Raw genomic sequence first — 18,802 nt, forward strand, 5'->3', positions numbered from 1 at the left:
GACTCACGCTACTCGGCAATGGAGCGAACGGAGCACGCGTTCTTCCAACTAAGACGACTTACCAAGTTGAACTATTGGTGTCGTGCGGACTTCGAAAGCGGCGCCATGTGGAAGTTGTACTTCGGAGAAAGCAAGGGATTGCTTTATGCACTTCCACAGAGCGCATCCAAGTGGTTTTGAAACCATTTTGGTTGCAGCCTGAATTCGGCACAGAGGACTTTTGGTGCTGCCAGGTGAGATACATCAACCTGATTCAGGTCGGATGGCTTCCGAAACTCTTGAGCGGTTCTGTTTCAAACATCGGATTCTTGAGTGGGAAGGCGAATTTCCGCTGGCGATCTCTCTGCAATTGAGCAGACGAATTCGGTGTAACAGACCCGGAGGAAGGTATCACCGTTTTCGTTGATGTTGCGGCCAGACCTTGAAGCGGTTGGGATGATCGTGGCCGCGATAGCCCTTGTCGACATGGATGCGCTGGATCTCTACGCCAGTCAGGTCCTGCAGATCGGCAATTATCGGACCGAGCGTGTGGCCATCAAACGGGTTGCCGTGCAGCGCCTTGGCGTCCAGCACTATCTGGCCGCTCGTCGGTGCGATGACCGGGGTGACCACCGAGACCTTGCAGCGCGCCATTGCCGATGGATCGGATAGACAGAAGGCTTTTCAATTGCCCGCGTAATGGCATCTTCCTCGCCCTCGAAGAGCCGCCGTTCACGTTCCCCGTGGGCTGCGGCACGCCTTGTTGGCGCTTCCAAAGCGAAGTTGTCGGAATAGCTATATAAACGTTCTCTTTGGTGGATCATCCACTCGTAGACCGCCGAGATGCCATCCCCGTCGCGCGCATCGCGGAAGTCGGCGAAATCGGAAACGATCAGGTCCCGGATGCGTTTTTGGGGGAAGTCCTCCCGGCCTAACATCTGGAGCATTGCAGCCTCCTGCGACGCCATTCTCGGACCCTGATCCGATACGCATCCAGTGCCTCCGCAGCGCTCCTGGAGCCAACCAAACGACCGAGAGGATTTGGGCTCGAGCCGAGGATAACGCCATCTGCCCGGCTTCATGGCCCTCTCTGTCGCACTCAGCAGAGCTTCCCGGCATCCTTCTTTGCGAACGTTTTGCTGATGGATTTTGAGGCAGTGGCCCCTGAAAAGTGTCCGCCAGACGCGCCGTCGCGGTCCACTTTGCTCCGCGCCTAATCAAGCTCGACATGGCGTTTTCCGTTCCAATCTGCAACAATGCTGCAACAAGCATGAAGTAACGCGAAAAACTTCAATTTAATCAATGTTAAACACCGGTCTTGAAAACCGGCGTGCCCGCAAGGGTACCGTGGGTTCGAATCCCACCCCTTCCGCCAGATCCATATACTAAGGTATTGAAATTGGTGGCAAATAGCTGATCGGCGTGCTTTGACCCAGCATTGCCCTAGCGCCGTTTACCCCTCCTCGGCGGAGGCACGCCAATTTCTCAGAGCGAACACGGCCCCTAGGAATGAATGCCGGGAAAGGTCGGCCGGCCCCGGCCGTTCGTTCTCCGAAGGAATTGACGCCGCGCCGCTTGAGTCGCGTTCTGTCGCGGAGTTGCGTGGCGTTGGTTGTAAGAGTTCCCATGTCCCTATCGTCCTGCCGGACGGCCGCAATCTGGTGACGCTCGACGACGCCCGCCGGCATCTATGGCCCGCCGGCATCTACGGGCTGCCGGCATCTATGGGCTGCCGAAAGCGCGGCACCGCGACGCCGATGTGAACACGGCAAAGTCAGTTCTGATAGTGGTCGAGGGCCGCGGCCCGGTTATGCGCAAATGCGGCCTTGGGCGCGTCCTCTACAGCCCCGGAAAATTCGGGACCCAGCAAATGAAAAGCGGCGGGGCGGCGGCTACGGGCACGGGATCGGCATAGCTAGGAGATAGCAACCAGTTTAACTATTCTGTTCCGCTGAACTTCATCCGTATAGCAATCTGGTTCCCATCCAGGAACATACGTGCGGCAGAATCATGAAACTCGTACAGATCAGGGGCCATATCGCCTCTTATGGCCAACACCAAATGCTGCCTGCTGGCTATCGTTACGCTTGGCTCGAATTCGTTGAGGAATCGGGACAACGTTTGACAATCAACGACGTTTGGGCGTCGACAAATGATCCCCTTATCCTCGATGAAGACGGCGACGAAGCCGCACGAATCCGTCGCGGGCAAGCCATCGAGATCTGAGAGCAGGAACCGCCAGCTTCGAGCAAACCGGCGGCGTAGACCGCCGCGCTCCAAAACTTTGCCCTGGTAACTACCGTTGCCATTTGCAGACTGGCCTCCTCCCGCGGGTTCGCCATTGTTCCGGTATGTTGTAGCGCCCGCTACGATGCCGCCGTAGGGCCTGTCCAGTAAACCCGTGAAAGATTCTTCCAATTTCGACGAGACGCTGGGATGCGGCGACGAAGCGATCGCCCGCAGACGAGACGCTTCGATATCAAATAGCACGCATTAGAGAGCACATTTCGGAGCTAATATCCTATCCTCCGCCCATCGAACGATGCCGGAGGAAGGCCGTTGTCGCTGTTGCAGAAGTTCGAACGCTACTCCCTGACTTTCGGCCCGACGCCGATCGAGCGTCTGCCGCGGCTGTCGGCGGCCCTCGGCGGAAAGGTCGAGATCTACGCCAAGCGCGACGACTGCAATTCGGGTCTCGCCATGGGCGGCAACAAGCTCAGGAAGCTTGAATACATTGTGCCGGACGCGATCGCCTCGGGCGCCGACACACTCGTCTCGATCGGCGGCGTCCAATCGAACCATACCCGCATGGTCGCGGCGACCGCGGCGAAGATCGGCATGAAATGCGTGGTGATCCAGGAGAATTGGGTGCCGCACCATGACGCCGTCTATGATCGCGTCGGCAACATCCTGATGACCCGTCTGATGGGTGCGGATAGCCGGCTGGTCGACGCCGGCTTCGACATTGGCATCCGCAGCAGCTGGGAAGAAGCGATCATGTCGGTCACCAATGCCGGCGGAAAGCCCTACCCGATCCCGGCTGGCGCCTCGATGCACAAATATGGCGGCCTTGGATATGTCGGCTTCGCGGAAGAAGTCGCCGGACAGGAACACGCGCTCGGCTTCAGTTTCGACTACATCGTCAGCTGTGTCGTCACCGGCTCGACCCAGGCCGGCATGATCGTCGGCTTTGCCGACCAGGGCCGGGCAGATCGGGTCATCGGCATCGACGCCTCCGGCACCATCGAGCGGACCAGGGCGCAGGTGCGCGGCATCGTCGACCACACCGCCGCCCTGGTCGGATTGCGCCGCGCCGTGCGCGACGACGAGATTGTCATCAATCCGGACTACGCTTATCCCGCCTATGGCGTTCCGTCCGACGCGACCAACGAGGCGATCCGGCTCGCCGCCCGGACCGAAGCGATGATCACCGATCCGGTCTACGAGGGAAAATCGATGCAGGGCTTGATAGCACTGACGCGCGAGGGCTTCTTTCCGGAGGGCTCCCGGGTTCTCTACGCGCACCTCGGCGGTGCCCCGGCGATCAACGGCTACAGCTACTATTACAAGGACGGCTGAGCCGACCACCGCCTCCCATCCACCTTCCCAACACGCTGCCGCCGGTCTGGCGACAGCCCGGTCAGGGGATGGCTTTGGCTCGAATGCCGCGCCATGTCGGCGCGGCATCGCAACAACGAGAAGCGTCACTCCCTTGCGGACAGACGCCGCCACATCGACCTAACCCGAGTTCGACCCAACGCAAACAGAAGGAAACGTATCATGGGACTCACACGTCGCTCGCTGGCCCTCGCCAGCACCATGCTGTTCGCCCTTGCGGCCGCCGTGCCAGCCCGCGCCGCCGAGCCGGTCAAAAACGTCGTCATCGTTCATGGCGCGCTCGCCGACGGGTCGGGTTGGCGCAAGGTGCACGACTTGCTCATTGCCAAGGGCCTCAACGTCTCCATCGTGCAGCCTCCGATGACCACGCTCGAAGCCGACGTGAGCGCCGCGAAGCGAATGCTCGATCTGCAGGATGGCCCGTCGGTGCTCGTCGGCCACAGCTATGGCGGGATGATCATCACCGAGGCCGGTAATGCCGACAACGTCGCCAGCCTGGTCTATGTCGCCGCCTTCCAGCCGGACGCCGGCGAGAACCTGCTCGAGCTCGCCGGCCGGACGCCTGCCGCGACGACGGGCATCAAGCCGACGTCCGACGAGTTCCTCTACCTCGATCCGAAGGTCTATGCCGCGGACTTTGCCGCCGACCTCCCCGCGGCGGACGCCCGGTTCATGGCGAACTCCCAGGTCCTGCCGTCCAAGGTGGCTTTCGAGACCAGGATCAAGCAACCGGCGTGGAAGACCAAGAAAAGCTGGGCGCTCATCGCGACCGCCGATCGCGCGATCAACCCGGACTTGATGCGCACCATGGCCAAGCGCGCCGCCAGCACGACGGTCGAGGTCAAGAGCAGCCATGCGGTCTTCATGTCGCAGCCGCAGGCCGTCGCGGATCTGATCGAGAAAGCCTCCAAGGCAGCCGCGGATTGAGCAGCTGCCCCCGGCATCCCGGGGCAGTGATTGTTTGACGCCGGCGGCGGGTCGGCTGATCGGCTTCGTACGCAACCAGCGGACGGCAATCCCGAATGCCGTCCGCAACAAATTGTTGGACGTCCGCCACTAAACGCTGATTGGCTCGACGGCATCGAATGAGTTGTCATGCGCGGCGCAGATCATGTCGGCGGCGCGTTCGCCGATGACGACGCAGGGAGCCATCGTGTTGCCCGAAGTGATCCGCGGCATGATGGACGAATCCGCGATCCTGAGATTCTCAATTCCGTAGACCCGGAGCCTGCGGTCGACCACAGCCATCGCGTCGCGGCCCATCTTGGCCGTGCCGCATTGATGCCAGTAAGTCACCGCCGAGTTCCTGATGAACTGGTCCAATGCTCCGCGGTCGCCCTGCTGCGGCACGACCTCGCGCTGCACCAGCCGGCCGAACGCCGGATGATTGCCGATCTCGCGACAGAGCGCGATGGTCGCGCGCGCGGCCGCCATGTCCTCGGGCGCGCTGAGCGCGTTGGGCTCGATCAGCATGGCGTCGCCGACATCGGGACCGGAGAGCCGAAGCCGCCCGCGGCTTTTCGGTTGAGCCAGCCCGGCAAACATCGTCCAGCCATGCTCGGGTGGCGCGATCCCCACCTCGGCCGGCGACGGAACGGCGAAGCCGAGCTGGCACTGCAGGATGTCGGGCGCGTCCAGCCGGGCATCGCTCTTCCAGTACAATTTCGCCTCGCACCCACCGCTGCCGACCTCCTGCGGCCGCAGATACTCCCAGGTGCAGCCGAACGCGACGTGGTCCTGGTGGTTTTGGCCGACGCCCGGCAGATGCTGCACCACGTCGATGCCATGAGCGCGTAGCTCATCCTCAGGGCCGATGCCGGATTGCATCAGCACTTTCGGCGTGTTGACGGCGCCCAGCGACAGCACCACCTCGCAGCGCGCATCGAACGTCATCAACCGATCGCCGACCAAGGCTTGCACCCCGACCGCCTTGTTGCCGTCCAGGACGAGGCGGCAGACGGTCGCGTCGGTCAGCACCGTCAGGTTCGGCTGGTGCATCCGCGGATAGGTGTAGGACTGATGGACGGACTGCCGCTTGCCGTTCTTGATCCGCAGGTCCGCGATCGCCACGCCGCCGGCGGCTTCCATCATCTCGCCGTTCGGACTGTCGAAACGCGGAAGGCCGATCATGTTCGCGGCCTCGACCATCGCGCTGGCGACCGGCCTCGGTTGCGCCGGCTGTTCGACATGCACCGGACCGCCCGACCCGCGCCGGCGCGGATCGGGATGGCCTTGCCAGTTCTCGATACGGCGATAGGTGTCGAGCACGGCCTCGTAGCCCCAGCACGCATCGCCCGCCTCCGCGGCGAAATAGTCCCAGTCCGAGCGATGACCGCGCGCCCAGACCATGACGTTGATACTCGATCCGCCGCCGAGCCCCTTCCCCATGTTGAGCGGAAGACGACGCCCATTCAGGGTCGGACTGGGCTGGCTCTCGAACGCCCAGTCGCGCTCGGTGCCGAGATTTAGCGGCCACATCGCAGGCTCGACGAGCCGCGGCGACATCTCGCCGCCGCCCGCTTCCAACAGCAGCACTCTCGCCTCGGGCTTCTCGGCCAGCCGCGCCGCGACCACGCAGCCCGCCGAGCCGGCGCCGCACACGATGAAATCGAAGCCGTCCGCCAACCGCCGACCGAGCCGGCTCTGGTTTTCCGCCACAGCCCGGGCGTGATCCCTGTCCTGCGTATCCTGTGTCATCTCTTTATCCTTGATTGACGCCGGTCTGGCGGCTTCGATTGAGTGAATTGGCAGCGTCTGACGGTCCGATGCGATCGGATCGCCGGCATCGTTTTCGGGCCATCCGCAAGACAGACCATCTCGAATGCGGATGTCGGGGGTGTTGCAGCGGCGGCGCCAAGCGTTACAAATGAAAGATGGAGCGCAACGCATCGGTCTTGGAACTGGCGCGCGACCCATCATCGCCGCCGGAAACGTGGGACGGCGCATGCGACGCAGGTCAGACCCGCATCCGTTCGACGTCGTCGATGAAGCGCGCGAGGTAGTGATTGTACTCGGCCGCGAGATGCCAGAACGGCGCGTGCCCGACATACGACGGCATTTCATCCCTGGCGATTTTCGCTACAGCTATCGGGTCAGTCGCCTTCGGCTCACGGCTGTGCGCGGAGCGATACTCTTCGGCTAATCCAGGCCTAGCGACAGCGGGCGCGCCGGACCGATCGTTTCTGCTCCGGCCAACGCCGTGGAAATCGCCCACGCCAGGCGGGTCGTGGTCACCGGCTCGCGAAGGAATTGCACCTGCTTGACCGATCCATTCTCCACGAGCGTCGATGGCGGAGAGGCTCCGATCAGCAGGACCGGGATCGGGCCGAAATGCCGCTTGATGTTCGCTGGATTAGGCTGATCAGGCCACAACCCTATGTCGAGAATCACCAGATCAGCGGCGTGACCGCGTTTTGCGATCCAGCCATCGACATCGTTCAGTGTCGAAAAGCCGATCGGCTCATAACCCAGCGCCGCCGTTTTCTCTTCATACATCATCCGCGCCGCGTCATCCGGCTCCGCTATCACGACCGTCTGCCCGGCTCCCTTCGCGACGGACTGGTCGGCCGTGAAGTCGCGGATCGACACCGAGGGGCTATGGGTGATGGGAAAGTAGAGGTCGAAGCGCGTTCCGGCGCCGACGCAACTCTGAACATTGACATGACCTGCCATTCCAACGATCGCGCCATGCACCGCGGCCAACCCCAGCCCGGTGCCTCCTCCCTCGGATCGCGTGGTGAAGAACGGCTCGAAAATATGCGGCAATGCGCTTGGATCGATGCCGTCGCCGGTATCGGAGACCTGAAGGACAGCATAGCTGCCAGGCGGAGCGCTGCCGTGCGAAAGACGCGTTGCGGCTGCCAATTCGACTGCTGACAGGGTGATTGTGATCCACCCCGCATCGCGACAGGCTTGGGCCGCATTCCTGCAGATGTTCATGATGATCTGCTGAACTTCGATCGGATTGCCGGTCACCGTCAGGTGCCGCCGCGGCAGGTCGACCTCAAGGGCGACGTGGTCGGGCAGCGAAACGGTCAACAGCGGAAGCACGTCGCGCACCGCTTCACGGATGTCGAACGGCTTGCTGCTCCGCTCGCCTTTCCGGCTGAACGCCAGAATCTGATCGATCACCAGCTTGGCCCGCTGGCCGCTGTGAATGGTCTCCTGGATGTATCGCGCCGCGTTGGATTTACCGGGGCTCGCGTCGAGCGCCATCTCGCTGTACCCCATCATCGCGAGCAGAATATTATTGAACTCGTGGGCGATGCCCCCGGCCAGCGTGCCGACGGCCTCCAGCCGCTGTGAGTGCTCCAGCCTGGCGTGCAGCGCAGCTTTCTCCTCGCGGTCCTGAACCAATCTGACGCAGCCGACGAGACACTCCGCGGACTGTTCCAGCAGGCTGGACATTTCAGCGCCGCGATCAGCGAAGCGCCGGCTAACAATTAGCTGCAGCAATGCTGCGCTCTGGACCTCAAGGCGGACGGTCACGGCTGCGGCGACAGCGTCTCCGCGTTGGGCGATCACAACATCACTGCTCTTCGACGACTGCGCGGCGACCGCGGTCAGGCCATCCACGCGTATCCTGTCCCGGGCGTCGGCAACGGCGCCATCCGACGTCCCGTCGTGTGTCGCTCCGAAATCGTGTTCGATATTGCCATTCTCCGCGTTGAAGATCGTGAATCTCCCTTTCGGACCTTCGAAGAAGCCCGCAAGTCGCTTCAACGCATCGTCGACAGCGGCGTCGATCGTCGTGGACTCGTCGGCGAAACGTCGTCTGATGTCGTCGAGCGTGCGATCAAACTGCAGCTTCAGAGCCAGTTTCCGATCGTCTTCCCGGCGGCGATGAACAAGCGCCGCGACGAAGCCGAACATGGCGAGCGAGACCGCGCCGAGCACCACGCGATGTCGCGTCGATTGCACCGTCATCCCCTCATACGCATCGAGGTAGCGCTTGCGGAGATGGTCGGCGGTGTTCAGCGTTCCGGAGCCCTGGATCGCCAGCGTCGACTGGTCCACCAGCGGCAGCGTCTTGAGGATCATCATCGCGTGCGCGGCGAGCCCGCGAACATGATCCTGATCGGTTCCCGCCTGGATCCTCAGGCGGTCCAGCTCCGCTGTGATCTGCAGCTCGAGATCGACCGAGGGATTGGCTGCGAACCGCATCATGAGATTGCCGAGATGGCCCGACCGCTGGTTCGGGGGCGGCCCCTCGAAATACGGATCCTGATAGCGCTGGCTGAGAAGCTGATTGAAGATCTCCAGCGAATTCTGAAGCAGCGAATTGCTGGTCTTGAACTGATCGACGAGACGCTCGTCGGACGCGATCGAACGGGTGATCGCAAGGAGCTCGTCGTCAAAGCCTGACAGGCCATCCCGACGGCCGGCGCTGAGCAGCATTCGAAGGCTGTCCGCCGACGCGTTGAGGCCGGCGATCGAGCTGACCAGCGGATCGTAATTTCTCAGCAGGCCGGCGCGCGCCTGCAGCACGTCGCGTTGCAGCGAGGCATGGCGCAGATCGATCATCCGCAGTGTCGTGAGTATTCCGTCATGCACATCCCGCGACGGGACATATGCGAGGGCGACGCCGCCGAGCGCCAGGGCGACCAGCGCCAGCAGGCCAATCCGCCACCGCTCAAGGATCGATCGATGCGGCCGGGCTTTCGAGCTTGCGACCATCGTACTCCCCGGTCAGCGTGTTCAAGAAGGCAACGATCGCTTCGATGTCGGACCCAGACAGCGTCTGACCAAGCTGACGCCGCGCCATGATCGACACGGCTTCGGAAAGACTGTCGACGCGGCCATCGTGGAAATACGGCCCGGTGACCGCGACATTCCGCAGACTCGGCACGCGAAACAGATCGTCGTCGGAGGCTTGCGCGCCCGCGGTGCTCGACGCCGCCTCGTTCACCGCCGATGAGCTGCTTGGATCGGCAAAGATCCCGAACCGCTGCCGCATATTGCCGCCGAGGTTGACGCCCTGGTGGCAGGAGGCGCAGCCATAGCTCATGAACAGCTTCAGCCCTTTGAGTTCATCCGGCGTCAGCGCCGACGCATCGCCGCGCAGGTGCCGGTCGAAGCGCGAGTTCGCCGTCACCAGGGAGCGCTGGAAGGCCACCAGCGCGTCAAGCACACTGGCGCGGTCGGGGGGACGTCCAAAAACACGCCGGAACCACGCCGCATAGGGCGGGCTTTGTTCGAGGCGATCCGCCAGCAAGCTCCAGTCGGCAGCCATCAGGCGAGGGTCGAGCAGCACCTTCTCGTTCAGCACCTCGAGCGATTTGTGCTTGCCTCGCCAGCCGAGCAGGTAGTTCGCGGCGACGTTGAACACCGTGGGGGCATTGAAGCCGTGCTCCTTGCCGTCGTCGGCGATCGCCCTGGACAGACCGACCGTTCCGCCACGCGCAAGATCGTGGCAGGATGAGCACGAAATCGTCTGCGACCTCGACAGGATCGGATCCGCAAACAGCGTCCTGCCCAAGGCGACCTTGTCGGGGTCGAGTGCGGGCGCCGCTTCGAGCGGTGCGAACGTCCGGCTTTCCCGCAACTCGGTCGCCGATCCGTCGATCGGGATCCAGCAAAGCGCCATGGCGCCGGCCAGCGCGCATCGGAAACCGACCGATCGAGTCTTGGCCGGCATCGTCGTTCAGCCGCTGTTCGCGCGCGGCCGATGCTCGACCGCAACCTCGGCATCGAAGATGTATCCGGCCCCGCGCTCGGTCACGATCAGCTTCGGGTTCGACGGGTCGGGCTCCAGCTTGCGGCGCAGACGCAGAATGAGAACATCGATGCTTCGGTCGAACACCTCTTCGTTGTGCACCCGGCTCGCCGCCAGCAATTTCTCGCGCGACATCACCTGCTTCGGCGCCGTGAGGAAGGCCACCAGCAGGTTGAACTCGGCGGCGGTCAGCTTGACCTCGCCGGCCGCGCTCGACATCAGTTGTCGCCGCTTGGTATTCAGCGTCCAGTCGTTGAAGCGATAGAGGCCGCGATCGGACTTGACGTCGGCTGCCGACTTGACGCGAAGCGCCGCGCGGATCCGTGCGACGAATTCGCGCAGCCCGAACGGCTTGGTGATGTAGTCCGACGCACCAAGCTCGAGCCCGACGACCTTGTCGGCTTCATCCAGCCGATCGCCGCTGATGATGATGATCGGCGCATCGGATTTGGTGGAATGGGACCGGACGATCTCAAGACCATCCTCCCGGCCGAGGTTCAGGTCGACAATGATGAGATCTGCAGGGTCATTGGCCAGAATCTGACCGAGCTGATGACTGTCCTTCGCCGCCGTTGCCCGAAAGGCGTGCTGCGTCAGATAGTCCACCAACATGCTCCTGAGCCTGCTGTCGTCGTCCACAACAAGAATATGCTTCATGTCATGCTCCAAGACGGCGGCGCAATCGGCCTCATGGAAATCGGAACGATCCGACTGCGGTTGTTCGGCTGCAATGGCTGCGCAGGATAGCTGATTTCAGCCGGAATGTGCTCTCGACTTTGCCGGTTGATATGATATTCGTCATGCTTTCTATGCCGTCTGATGGGCACTCCCATTCGTTTGAGGGCGATATCATGGAAGAAGCTTCCACCTCCCAGCTCGATCGGATCGACACGAAAATTCTGCGCGCGCTGCAAGGCGACGGTCGGCTCACCAACGCCGAACTCGCCGTGCGCGTCAACGTCAGCCCGGCGACCTGCCACCGGCGCACCCAACGGCTGTTCGAGCAGGGCTACATCGCTGGCGTTCGGGCGGACCTGGCGCCCGGCAAGGTCGGCCTGAGAACCCTGGTCATGGTCGGCGTGGTGCTCGATCGCTCCACCCCGGAGAGCTTCGCAGCGTTCGAAGCGGCGGTGCTGCGGATGAAGGAGGTGCTCGACTGCAATCTGGTCGCCGGCGATTTCGACTATCTGCTGAAAATCCGGGTCCGGGACATGGAGGACTTCAACAAGCTGCACGGCCAGAAACTGATCGCCCTGCCCGGCGTCCGGCAGGCTCGAACCTTTTTCGTGATGAAGACGGTCAAGGAGAACGCGCGCCTGCCATTCTGACCGAACGCCCGACAGCGCGAGCGCGGTCGAGCGCAGCAGCTCCGCCAGCAGAGATGAAACCAGCTGCAGGAGTCGGTCGTAGCGATCGATGCTAGGCATGAAATCTTCCGTGCCGGGCGCGTGACCAGGCCAGCACCCCTGCGACGATCAGCACGGCAACCATCGCGGCGTGGTCGGTGGCAATATTGAGTGCGGTGACACGCAACTGATCGCCGGCGATGCCGCCGACCGGGTAACCCGCGGGCAACCGCAATGCCGTGACGGGGCCGTAGGCGCGGGCGCGTAACCAAGCTTCCCTGAAGGCTCCGATGAGAGGCGCGACGCCACGTGGAACACCGCTTGCCGGGCCGCCGGACCCCGCAATCATTGCGAGCGCAGGACACTGAAGGCCGGTGGTACCGCGTCGAAAGCGCACCGGCTGCACAGATCCATCAGCACCGGATCGTGCAGCGCACGAGCCGCTGGCCGCAGCAGCGAAAGTCAACAAGGTCTTGGCGATACGAGGCATATGGGGCAATCCAGCTTCCAGGCGACGCGCGGTTTTCGGATCTGGATCTTGCGGTTCGATGTCGCGGCTCGCCGATCGTGCTACATTTTGCAATACGCGCAGAACCTGCGACGGGGCGCTGTTAACGCCGGCGCTGGCGCGAGCCGATACGAAAACCATCATGTGGTCCGCGACCAGCGCTCGACGCCCGCGCAGCTCGAGGTCGACGCTCATGGCACGATCTCCAGCGAGGCGATCTTTGCTGGAGGGGATCGGGATCGGCTTCTTCATGGAACAGGACGTCGTCGCCGACATCGAGACCGGACGTCTCGTTCGGGTGCTCGAGGATTGGACGCCGCGCTTCGCCGGCTTGTGTCTCTACTACCCGGGGCGTCGCAATCCCTCGGCCGCGATGAAGGCCTTCATCGGCTTGGCCCGCGCTTGGGGCGGCAAAGCGACGCCTGACCGCCCGCGACGCGGCCGGACTCGTGCGGCCCGCAAGTCAATTCCGATCGACTGAACCGACGACGTCAGCAATCGATGCAGTAGCGCACCGCCCACTCGATATCAGAGCGGCTGGGAATGCCGAGGGCAAGCAGTGTTGCTTCATCAAGCCGAGACAGCGCGGCCACAGCGTTTGCGACATTGCTCTCGCCTGCGGGACGGCATCGCTGCGTGCTCGCCGTGTCGCCTCGGCGACGTCGCTCGGATCGAGGTTGGTAGCTGGGATCGCGTTCGCGCTTTGGATTTTCGCAGTGATTCATCAACGTCATCCTCCATCTTGCCATGATGAAGAAATTGCGGAGCGAGATTGCAGCTTGACGTCTGAAACGGAAATGGGCGTTACGATTGCAATCGAAGTGACGCCGGCATGACATCGGACAGAAACAGTTGCAGGGCTGAATGCATTCTCGCAGATGAGTGCAGCCGATGACGCTGCATTTTCGACGCGATTTCGTGCCCCGAGTGTTGAGCGAGGCACGATTAGCAGCCGATCACAACAGGCAGTCCGCAACCTTCACCATCACGAGGCTTCTTTGAATCGCACCCAACCCTCGCGGATCGTCGATCTCTCCAAGGAGATCGTCGAAAACCCCGCCGACCCGTTCTTCATGCGCGTGAAGGTGACGCATCACCGACATCGGCGGGCGCGCTGGCTGGTCCGCCTGTTGGGCCTGCCCTTCCGACTTTTCCCTCGAGACTTCGACGGTTGGGCCGATGATACGATCACCCGCCTCGGCGTTCATGCGACAACACATATTGATGCGCCCTGGCACTATGGCCCGACCGACAGCGAGGGTCGTCCGTTGCCGACAATCGAGTAGATGCCGCTCGATCTAATGTTCGGTCCCGGCATTGTTTTCGATATGACGCACAAGCAGGACGGAGAAGAGATCGGGGTCGCTGATCTGACCAATGCTCTCAGCAAGATTGGCGTGCAGCTTTCGCCAGGCACCATCGCCATGATCCGGACCGGACGCGATCGATTTCAGGGCCAGCCGGATTACTGGAAGCTCGGCACCGGCGTCAGCGCCGCCGCGACCGAATGGCTGATCGACCACGGCGTCCGCGTCATGGGCATCGATCAGTGGGGCTGGGACCTGCCGTTCCACCATCAGATCCGCCGCAGCAAGAGCGAGGGTCGCAACGATCTGTTCTGGGCCGGTCACCTCGTTGGCCGACGCAAGCCCTATTGGCACATCGAACAGCTTCGAGGTCTCGACGCCCTGCCCGCCCAAGGCTTCGATGTCGGGATCTTTCCATTGCGGCTGAAAGGCGCGTCGGCTGCGCCCGCGCGGGTGGTCGGATTCCTTTACGATTAGTTTTCGCGGATACGACCATCGCGCACAGGAATTCAGCTCCCAAAGCGGCGTAGTTGAATACGAGGATCAGCGGCTCGCTATTTTTATGGCCGACCGCCGACTATCGCCGCTCAACCGCGTTCGGGCCTGTGCAATTTGAGCAGCGCCGTCGATAACGCCTATCTGCGGGCCGATCAGGTTTCGATGGCCCCCCGGGTCTCCGGCTACGTCACCGACAACTATGTGCAAGACAATGATGAAGTCACCGCCGGTCAGCCGCTGATCACGATGCTTGCCCGGATGGCCTCGGTTCACATTGGGAGACCCGGCAGCAAACCGACCACGACGATTGCGACCAGCAGGGCTGCCAGATAAGGCCAGATCGCACTTATCCCGTCGTCGACGGAAAGGCCGCTAATGGCACAGGTCATATAGTAGCCGACGCCAAATGGTGGCGCAAAGAGCCCCACCCCCATCGAGAGGATAATGACCATGGAGTAATGGATCTCGTCGATTCCCATGGTCTGGGCTGCGGGGATCATCAATGGTGCGAGCAACACCAGTGCGGGCATGCCTTCCATCACGCTCCCAAGGATCAGAAAGATCAAGATGGTGACGAGAATGAAGCCGACTTTCCCCCCTGGGATGGCGGAAACCGCGTCAATCAGGTCCTGCGAGAACCCGGACTGCGTCAACGCCCAAGCCATCGCGGTGGCCATGCCGAGAATGAGCAATATCGATCCGCTCAGGCTGGCGCTTCTGACCAGCAGGCGGAAGATTCGGCGCCATTCGGCGTCCCTGTAGAAGATCAGTCCGGCCACAATGGCGTAGGCGATGCCCAGCGTAGCAACCTCAGTCGCCGTCGCCACGCCGCCGACGACCGTGGCGCGGATCATGAACGGAAGAACGAGTGCCGGAAGAGCCTTCACGAACGCTTTCCTCATCGAGCGCCAAGATACGCGCGGCGGCAGCTGCGTATCGCCTCGCCGCGCGCGCAGGTACGCGAGCAGCACCAGGAAGACTCCGGCTATCACTGCCGGTACGAGGCCGGCGGCAAACAGTTTCGCGATCGAGATTCCGGCGACCGATCCCAGTGCAATCAGGACGAGGCTCGGGGGTATCGTTTCGGACGCGGCGGCGGACGAACTCAGAAGAGCGACGAGCTCCCCGGATTTGTATCCACGTTTTTGCATCTCCGGCACCATCACCGGCGCGATCGCGGCGATGTCGGCGGCCTTCGAGCCGGATATGCCCGAGACCAGGAACATCGCTCCGAACAGACTGAACGACATGCCGCCGCGCAAATGCCCGAACAAACTCGCGAGGAGTTCCACCAGGGCCCGGGCCATCCCGGTCAGTTCGATCAGGAGGCCCAGCACGATGAACAGAGGGATGGCGAGCAGAAGCAGATCGGAGATGCCGCCGTCGATGCGCGCAACTTCGATGCTCAGCGGAACGACGCCGGTTGCCGCAAGGTAGGCAAATGTCGCTGCTCCGAACGCAAACGCGATCGGCGCGCCGATGACGATCAGAGCGGCGACCCCGACGCCGAAGAACACGGCAAGATCCCAATTTCCGATCTGAGCCATTGCAGGCCCCGTTAGCCATATCAACGCGGCGATCGCCGCCACTGTAACAACGGCAAACAAAAAGTCCGGCGGACGCACGTTCTTCACGAAACGCATCGTCAATGTTATGGCGATGAGCGCGAGACCTACCGGCAATGCGGTCAACCGTACACCCTCGCTGATGCGCAATGTCGGCGTAAGAATATCCCAGTGCTCGCGTACATGCGCTATTGACGGCAAGAACAGGCCAACCAGGAGGCCGATCGAAAGCAACTCGCTAAACGCGTTCAGACGCGATCGCGCGCGCAATCCGACGGAATTGACCAAAAGCGTGAAGCGCATGTGCTGACCGTCGCGCGCTGCGATCACTGCTCCGAGCATGCCGATCCACAAAAACAGGATCACCGCAAGTTCATCCGACCACAGCAACGGGCGCACCAACACATACCGCGCGACGACGCCGCTGAACAGCAAGATGATTTCGCTGACAAGAAGAACGGCCGCGATCGCCTCGACGGAGCGACCGAGCATTGCATCAAATTTGGCGATCAGACCGCTATAGCTCACGGCGGTCCCGACCTGCGATGGCGCAGTGGTGATGACCGGCGAGGTATTCATCCGAGCTTGCCCACGGCCTGCTCCAGCGCGGTCCAGCCTTGCTCGCTGAACGACTTTCTCCACTTGTCGTAGAAACCGGACTCGCGCAGCTTCTGGCGAAACGCGCCGATATCGGGCTGGTTCATTTTAAGGCCCGCCGCTGCGAGCTTTTTCGCAACGCTCTCGTTGAACAGGGCAAGGTCCTGGCGTTGTTGCTTGGCCGCTTCATTCATGTTGGATTCGACGACGTGCTGGAGATCCGGCGGCAGCTTCTCCCAATAAGCTGGGTTGACGCAGAACCAGAATCCGTCCCAGACGTGATTGGTGAGTGCGCAATTTTTCTGCACTTCATAGAACTTGAAGGCGTCGATGGTGGGGAGCGGGTTTTCCTCGCCGTCCACCAGCTTGGTCTGCAACGCAGCATAAGTCTCCTTGATGCTGACCGTCGTTGTCGCCGCGCCGAGATGTTCGAAGATCGAGATGATAATCGGAGACGGAGCCGTCCGGATCTTGAAGCCGGCGAGGTCGGCCGGCGTAAAAATCGGTTTGTCGCGCGAGGTGATCTGACGAAATCCGTTGTCGAGCGGAGTTGCGAAGGTCTTGATCCCGATCTTGTCCATCGATGCGCGGATGAAGGCCCCGAGGGGCCCGTCGATCGCCGGCCAGAGATCGTCGTAACTCTTGAAGGAGAAGGCCAGGCAGTGGATTCCCGCATCCGGGACGATGCTCTGCGCTAACAGTCCCGGCAGCGCGTACATCTGAATGGCACCGCTGCGCACCTGCGAGAGCATTTCCGGATCGCTGCCCAACTGGTTGTTGGGAAAGATCAGCAGGTTGACGCGGCCGCCAGTCGCTTGCTTGATCCGTTCGGCCGCCTGCTGCGCCCGAATATGTGTTGGAAAGCCTACCGGAGCGTTGTGCGCGAACCGGATGGTGAATTCCGCGGCCCGAGCCGGGCTCGTAAATATCGCCGGAGCGCTGATGGCGCCGCCGGTTGCGGCCAGGATTGAGCGGTTGAAGACGCGGCGGCTGATCAGTTTGCCCATTGTCGTGCTCCCAGAATGTTGCATTGGCTCGAAGGATTCGGCTGCTTGCGCCGATTGATCGGCGGTTCGTAGCGGCGGCTGGCGGAGGGCCTCCGTGGATCGGTTTGGCTTTTGGTCGCACCGGCCGCGTCGCCGTTTCAATCGACCGACAGGGGCGCCGGATGACCTATGCCGACGGCCCGAGCGAGACCACTGGCCCTGGACCTCGTGGATGCAGCCTGCATGCTGCGGTTTCGCAGCGCCGCTCGGCGCCCGACTGATTGTCCGCCTCTACGTCTGGGTATTTGATGCGCGGGTTGCGATCGACGGCCGGTGCAGGCCTCTGGCCCGAAAGACGGCACGTCATGCCCGGCGGCGACGGCGGCGGACGACAACACAACGCGCCTGGGAATTCCCATGGCCTCCCCCCATATATCTTTTTATATATTCCTTGAGCTAAATACCAGCATGGGGAGATCCGCCGTGTCAACGGCTATGCAAAACGTCATATGCTGGCCCCCATCAAACGCGCGGCCTGAATGCGGTTGCGGACGCCGAGCCGCTTGAACAGGGCGGAGAGGTGAAGTTTGACCGTGCCTTCCGAAATGCCGAGCTGCGCGGCGATCGCCCTGTTGTCATGACCCTGACTCACGAGCTGCAGGATCTCGCGTTGGCGCGCAGTGAGGGCGTGAACCGGATGGACCGCGCCGCCCTTGGCGCCTCCGCGTCCTTCCTCGACCAGCCTGCGTAGCGACCTCTCCAACGCCTGCAGATCCCTCAGCGCATCAGCCGCCCGTAATGATCGCGGCGGCGCCTTGTTGGACGCCGCCTTTGTATTGCCGACAAGCGCATAGACATCGCCGAGCTTGGTCAGCAATCCCTCGGCCGTGACCAGCAACTCCTGCACGTAGCCGTCATCTCTGCTTCGGGTTTGGTCGACCGCCCTGTCGATCGCCTCCATGGCAAGATAGTGCTCGGTAATATCTATCGCGATGCCGTCCCAGACCACGGTTCCATCGGCCAGCTTCCGAGGCCGCGCGAATGACCGCACCCAGGTGATGCCTCCATCCCGATTGAGCAGGCGAACGTGCGTATCAAGCACGGTGAGCTGAGCTGCGGACGAATGAATCGCCGCGACCAACCGGCCGCGGTCATCCTGATGAACAAAGCTATGGTCGGCGGTCGCTTGCGCAAGAATTCGCTCGACGACGCCGGCGCCCAATAACTTGGCCCAGCTTTCCGAGGCATAAGTGTAGCGCAGCCTGCCGTCGGGATAGCGCACGCGCTGGATCACGTGAATGGGACGGCTGGAACCGATCTCGTCGAAAAACGCCCGCAGGGCGGCGGGCAGGATCTTATCCGCGCTCGATCCCGACTCTTGGTTGTTTCGTCGCGCCGGGCCGCGATCAGCCGGTTTGCGCCTGGTCTTGGCCGACGATTTGGTGGGCTTGGGGGGCATACGAAAGCTCCTCGCTTGGCCGCTATTGACAGAACGGCGATTTGGTTGAGATATATACCTCGGTGTCTAAGTATATCAAAGGTTATATACCGAATGCCAGAGACTATTTGCGCCGTCGCTGGAAGAGCCCACTAGTCACTAACAGTTGGCGTCATTGCCGACCCGAATGCCCACCCGCACACGCAGGAGCACGCTCCCCCCGGCTAGCCATTGCGCAGCGCCGG

At 62.2% G+C, this 18,802-nt stretch carries 16 protein-coding genes and 1 pseudogene; 7 read left to right on the forward strand and 10 right to left on the reverse strand.

Annotated elements, in window-relative coordinates:
- Positions 1-393 precede the first annotated feature (393 nt).
- Together HNR60_RS13925 and HNR60_RS13930 are read right to left on the reverse strand one after the other, a co-directional pair.
- Positions 394-624, reverse strand: a pseudogene (locus HNR60_RS13925) (IS5/IS1182 family transposase); the annotation flags it as partial.
- On the reverse strand, positions 573-926 hold the full coding sequence (locus HNR60_RS13930) for a hypothetical protein (RefSeq protein WP_184258589.1): 354 nt from the start codon (positions 924-926) through the stop codon (positions 573-575). The pseudogene HNR60_RS13925 and the gene HNR60_RS13930, both read right to left, overlap by 52 nt.
- 1,063 nt (positions 927-1,989) lie before the next feature.
- Here HNR60_RS13930 and HNR60_RS13935 point away from each other — a divergent pair.
- The 3 genes from HNR60_RS13935 (at position 1,990) to HNR60_RS13945 (ending at position 4,524) form a co-directional block, all read left to right on the forward strand.
- On the forward strand, positions 1,990-2,205 hold the full coding sequence (locus HNR60_RS13935) for a hypothetical protein (RefSeq protein ID WP_184258447.1): 216 nt from the start codon (positions 1,990-1,992) through the stop codon (positions 2,203-2,205).
- 333 nt (positions 2,206-2,538) lie between these two features.
- Entirely contained in the window at positions 2,539-3,558 is a 1,020-nt protein-coding gene (locus tag HNR60_RS13940; protein WP_184258449.1) for a 1-aminocyclopropane-1-carboxylate deaminase, read from the forward strand.
- A gap of 201 nt (positions 3,559-3,759) precedes the next feature.
- Positions 3,760-4,524, forward strand: coding sequence for an alpha/beta fold hydrolase (locus tag HNR60_RS13945; RefSeq protein WP_430694933.1), 765 nt, complete (start codon positions 3,760-3,762; stop codon positions 4,522-4,524).
- Between the two features lie 129 nt (positions 4,525-4,653).
- Here the strand turns inward: HNR60_RS13945 and HNR60_RS13950 are convergent, their stop codons facing one another.
- The 4 genes from HNR60_RS13950 to HNR60_RS13965 form a co-directional block, all read right to left on the reverse strand.
- A complete protein-coding gene (locus tag HNR60_RS13950) occupies positions 4,654-6,294 on the reverse strand; it encodes a GMC family oxidoreductase (protein WP_246432950.1) in 1,641 nt (546 codons plus the stop codon).
- A gap of 441 nt (positions 6,295-6,735) precedes the next feature.
- Positions 6,736-9,273, reverse strand: a complete 2,538-nt coding sequence (locus HNR60_RS13955; RefSeq protein WP_184258451.1) for a two-component system VirA-like sensor kinase — start codon at positions 9,271-9,273, stop codon at positions 6,736-6,738.
- Positions 9,230-10,234, reverse strand: a complete 1,005-nt coding sequence (locus HNR60_RS13960) for a cytochrome-c peroxidase (protein WP_184258453.1) — start codon at positions 10,232-10,234, stop codon at positions 9,230-9,232. The genes HNR60_RS13955 and HNR60_RS13960 overlap by 44 nt, the downstream gene beginning before the upstream one ends.
- Positions 10,235-10,240: 6 nt before the next feature.
- A complete protein-coding gene (locus HNR60_RS13965) occupies positions 10,241-10,969 on the reverse strand; it encodes a winged helix-turn-helix domain-containing protein (RefSeq protein ID WP_184258571.1) in 729 nt (242 codons plus the stop codon).
- Between the two features lie 194 nt (positions 10,970-11,163).
- Between HNR60_RS13965 and HNR60_RS13970 the strand changes: the two genes are divergently transcribed.
- Positions 11,164-11,640, forward strand: coding sequence for an Lrp/AsnC family transcriptional regulator (locus HNR60_RS13970; RefSeq protein WP_184258573.1), 477 nt, complete (start codon positions 11,164-11,166; stop codon positions 11,638-11,640).
- A gap of 91 nt (positions 11,641-11,731) precedes the next feature.
- On the opposite strand, the gene HNR60_RS13975 is transcribed toward HNR60_RS13970, so the two are convergent.
- Positions 11,732-12,361, reverse strand: coding sequence for a hypothetical protein (locus tag HNR60_RS13975; RefSeq protein WP_184258455.1), 630 nt, complete (start codon positions 12,359-12,361; stop codon positions 11,732-11,734).
- Positions 12,362-12,386: 25 nt separating this feature from the next.
- Between HNR60_RS13975 and HNR60_RS13980 the strand changes: the two genes are divergently transcribed.
- The 3 genes from HNR60_RS13980 (at position 12,387) to HNR60_RS13985 (ending at position 13,950) form a co-directional block, all read left to right on the forward strand.
- Positions 12,387-12,647, forward strand: a complete 261-nt coding sequence (locus HNR60_RS13980) for a LysR substrate-binding domain-containing protein (protein WP_430694934.1) — start codon at positions 12,387-12,389, stop codon at positions 12,645-12,647.
- Between the two features lie 517 nt (positions 12,648-13,164).
- Positions 13,165-13,452 (forward strand): cyclase family protein, encoded by a 288-nt coding sequence (locus HNR60_RS24160; RefSeq protein WP_246432943.1) that lies wholly within the window; start codon positions 13,165-13,167, stop codon positions 13,450-13,452.
- Complete coding sequence (locus HNR60_RS13985) at positions 13,453-13,950, forward strand: cyclase family protein (protein ID WP_283810645.1); 498 nt, start codon at positions 13,453-13,455, stop codon at positions 13,948-13,950.
- A 290-nt stretch (positions 13,951-14,240) separates the two neighbouring features.
- On the opposite strand, the gene HNR60_RS13995 is transcribed toward HNR60_RS13985, so the two are convergent.
- The 3 genes from HNR60_RS13995 to HNR60_RS14005 form a co-directional block, all read right to left on the reverse strand.
- Entirely contained in the window at positions 14,241-16,115 is a 1,875-nt protein-coding gene (locus HNR60_RS13995; RefSeq protein WP_184258457.1) for a TRAP transporter large permease, read from the reverse strand.
- Positions 16,112-17,140: a TRAP transporter substrate-binding protein gene (locus tag HNR60_RS14000; RefSeq protein WP_184258458.1), complete on the reverse strand. Its 1,029-nt coding sequence runs from the start codon at positions 17,138-17,140 to the stop codon at positions 16,112-16,114. The genes HNR60_RS13995 and HNR60_RS14000 overlap by 4 nt, the downstream gene beginning before the upstream one ends.
- A 484-nt stretch (positions 17,141-17,624) precedes the next feature.
- Positions 17,625-18,578, reverse strand: a complete 954-nt coding sequence (locus tag HNR60_RS14005; RefSeq protein ID WP_184258460.1) for a LuxR C-terminal-related transcriptional regulator — start codon at positions 18,576-18,578, stop codon at positions 17,625-17,627.
- Positions 18,579-18,802 lie beyond the last annotated feature (224 nt).

Source organism: Rhodopseudomonas rhenobacensis (assembly GCF_014203125.1).
In the GTDB taxonomy this organism is placed as follows: Bacteria; Pseudomonadota; Alphaproteobacteria; order Rhizobiales; family Xanthobacteraceae; genus Rhodopseudomonas_A; species Rhodopseudomonas_A rhenobacensis.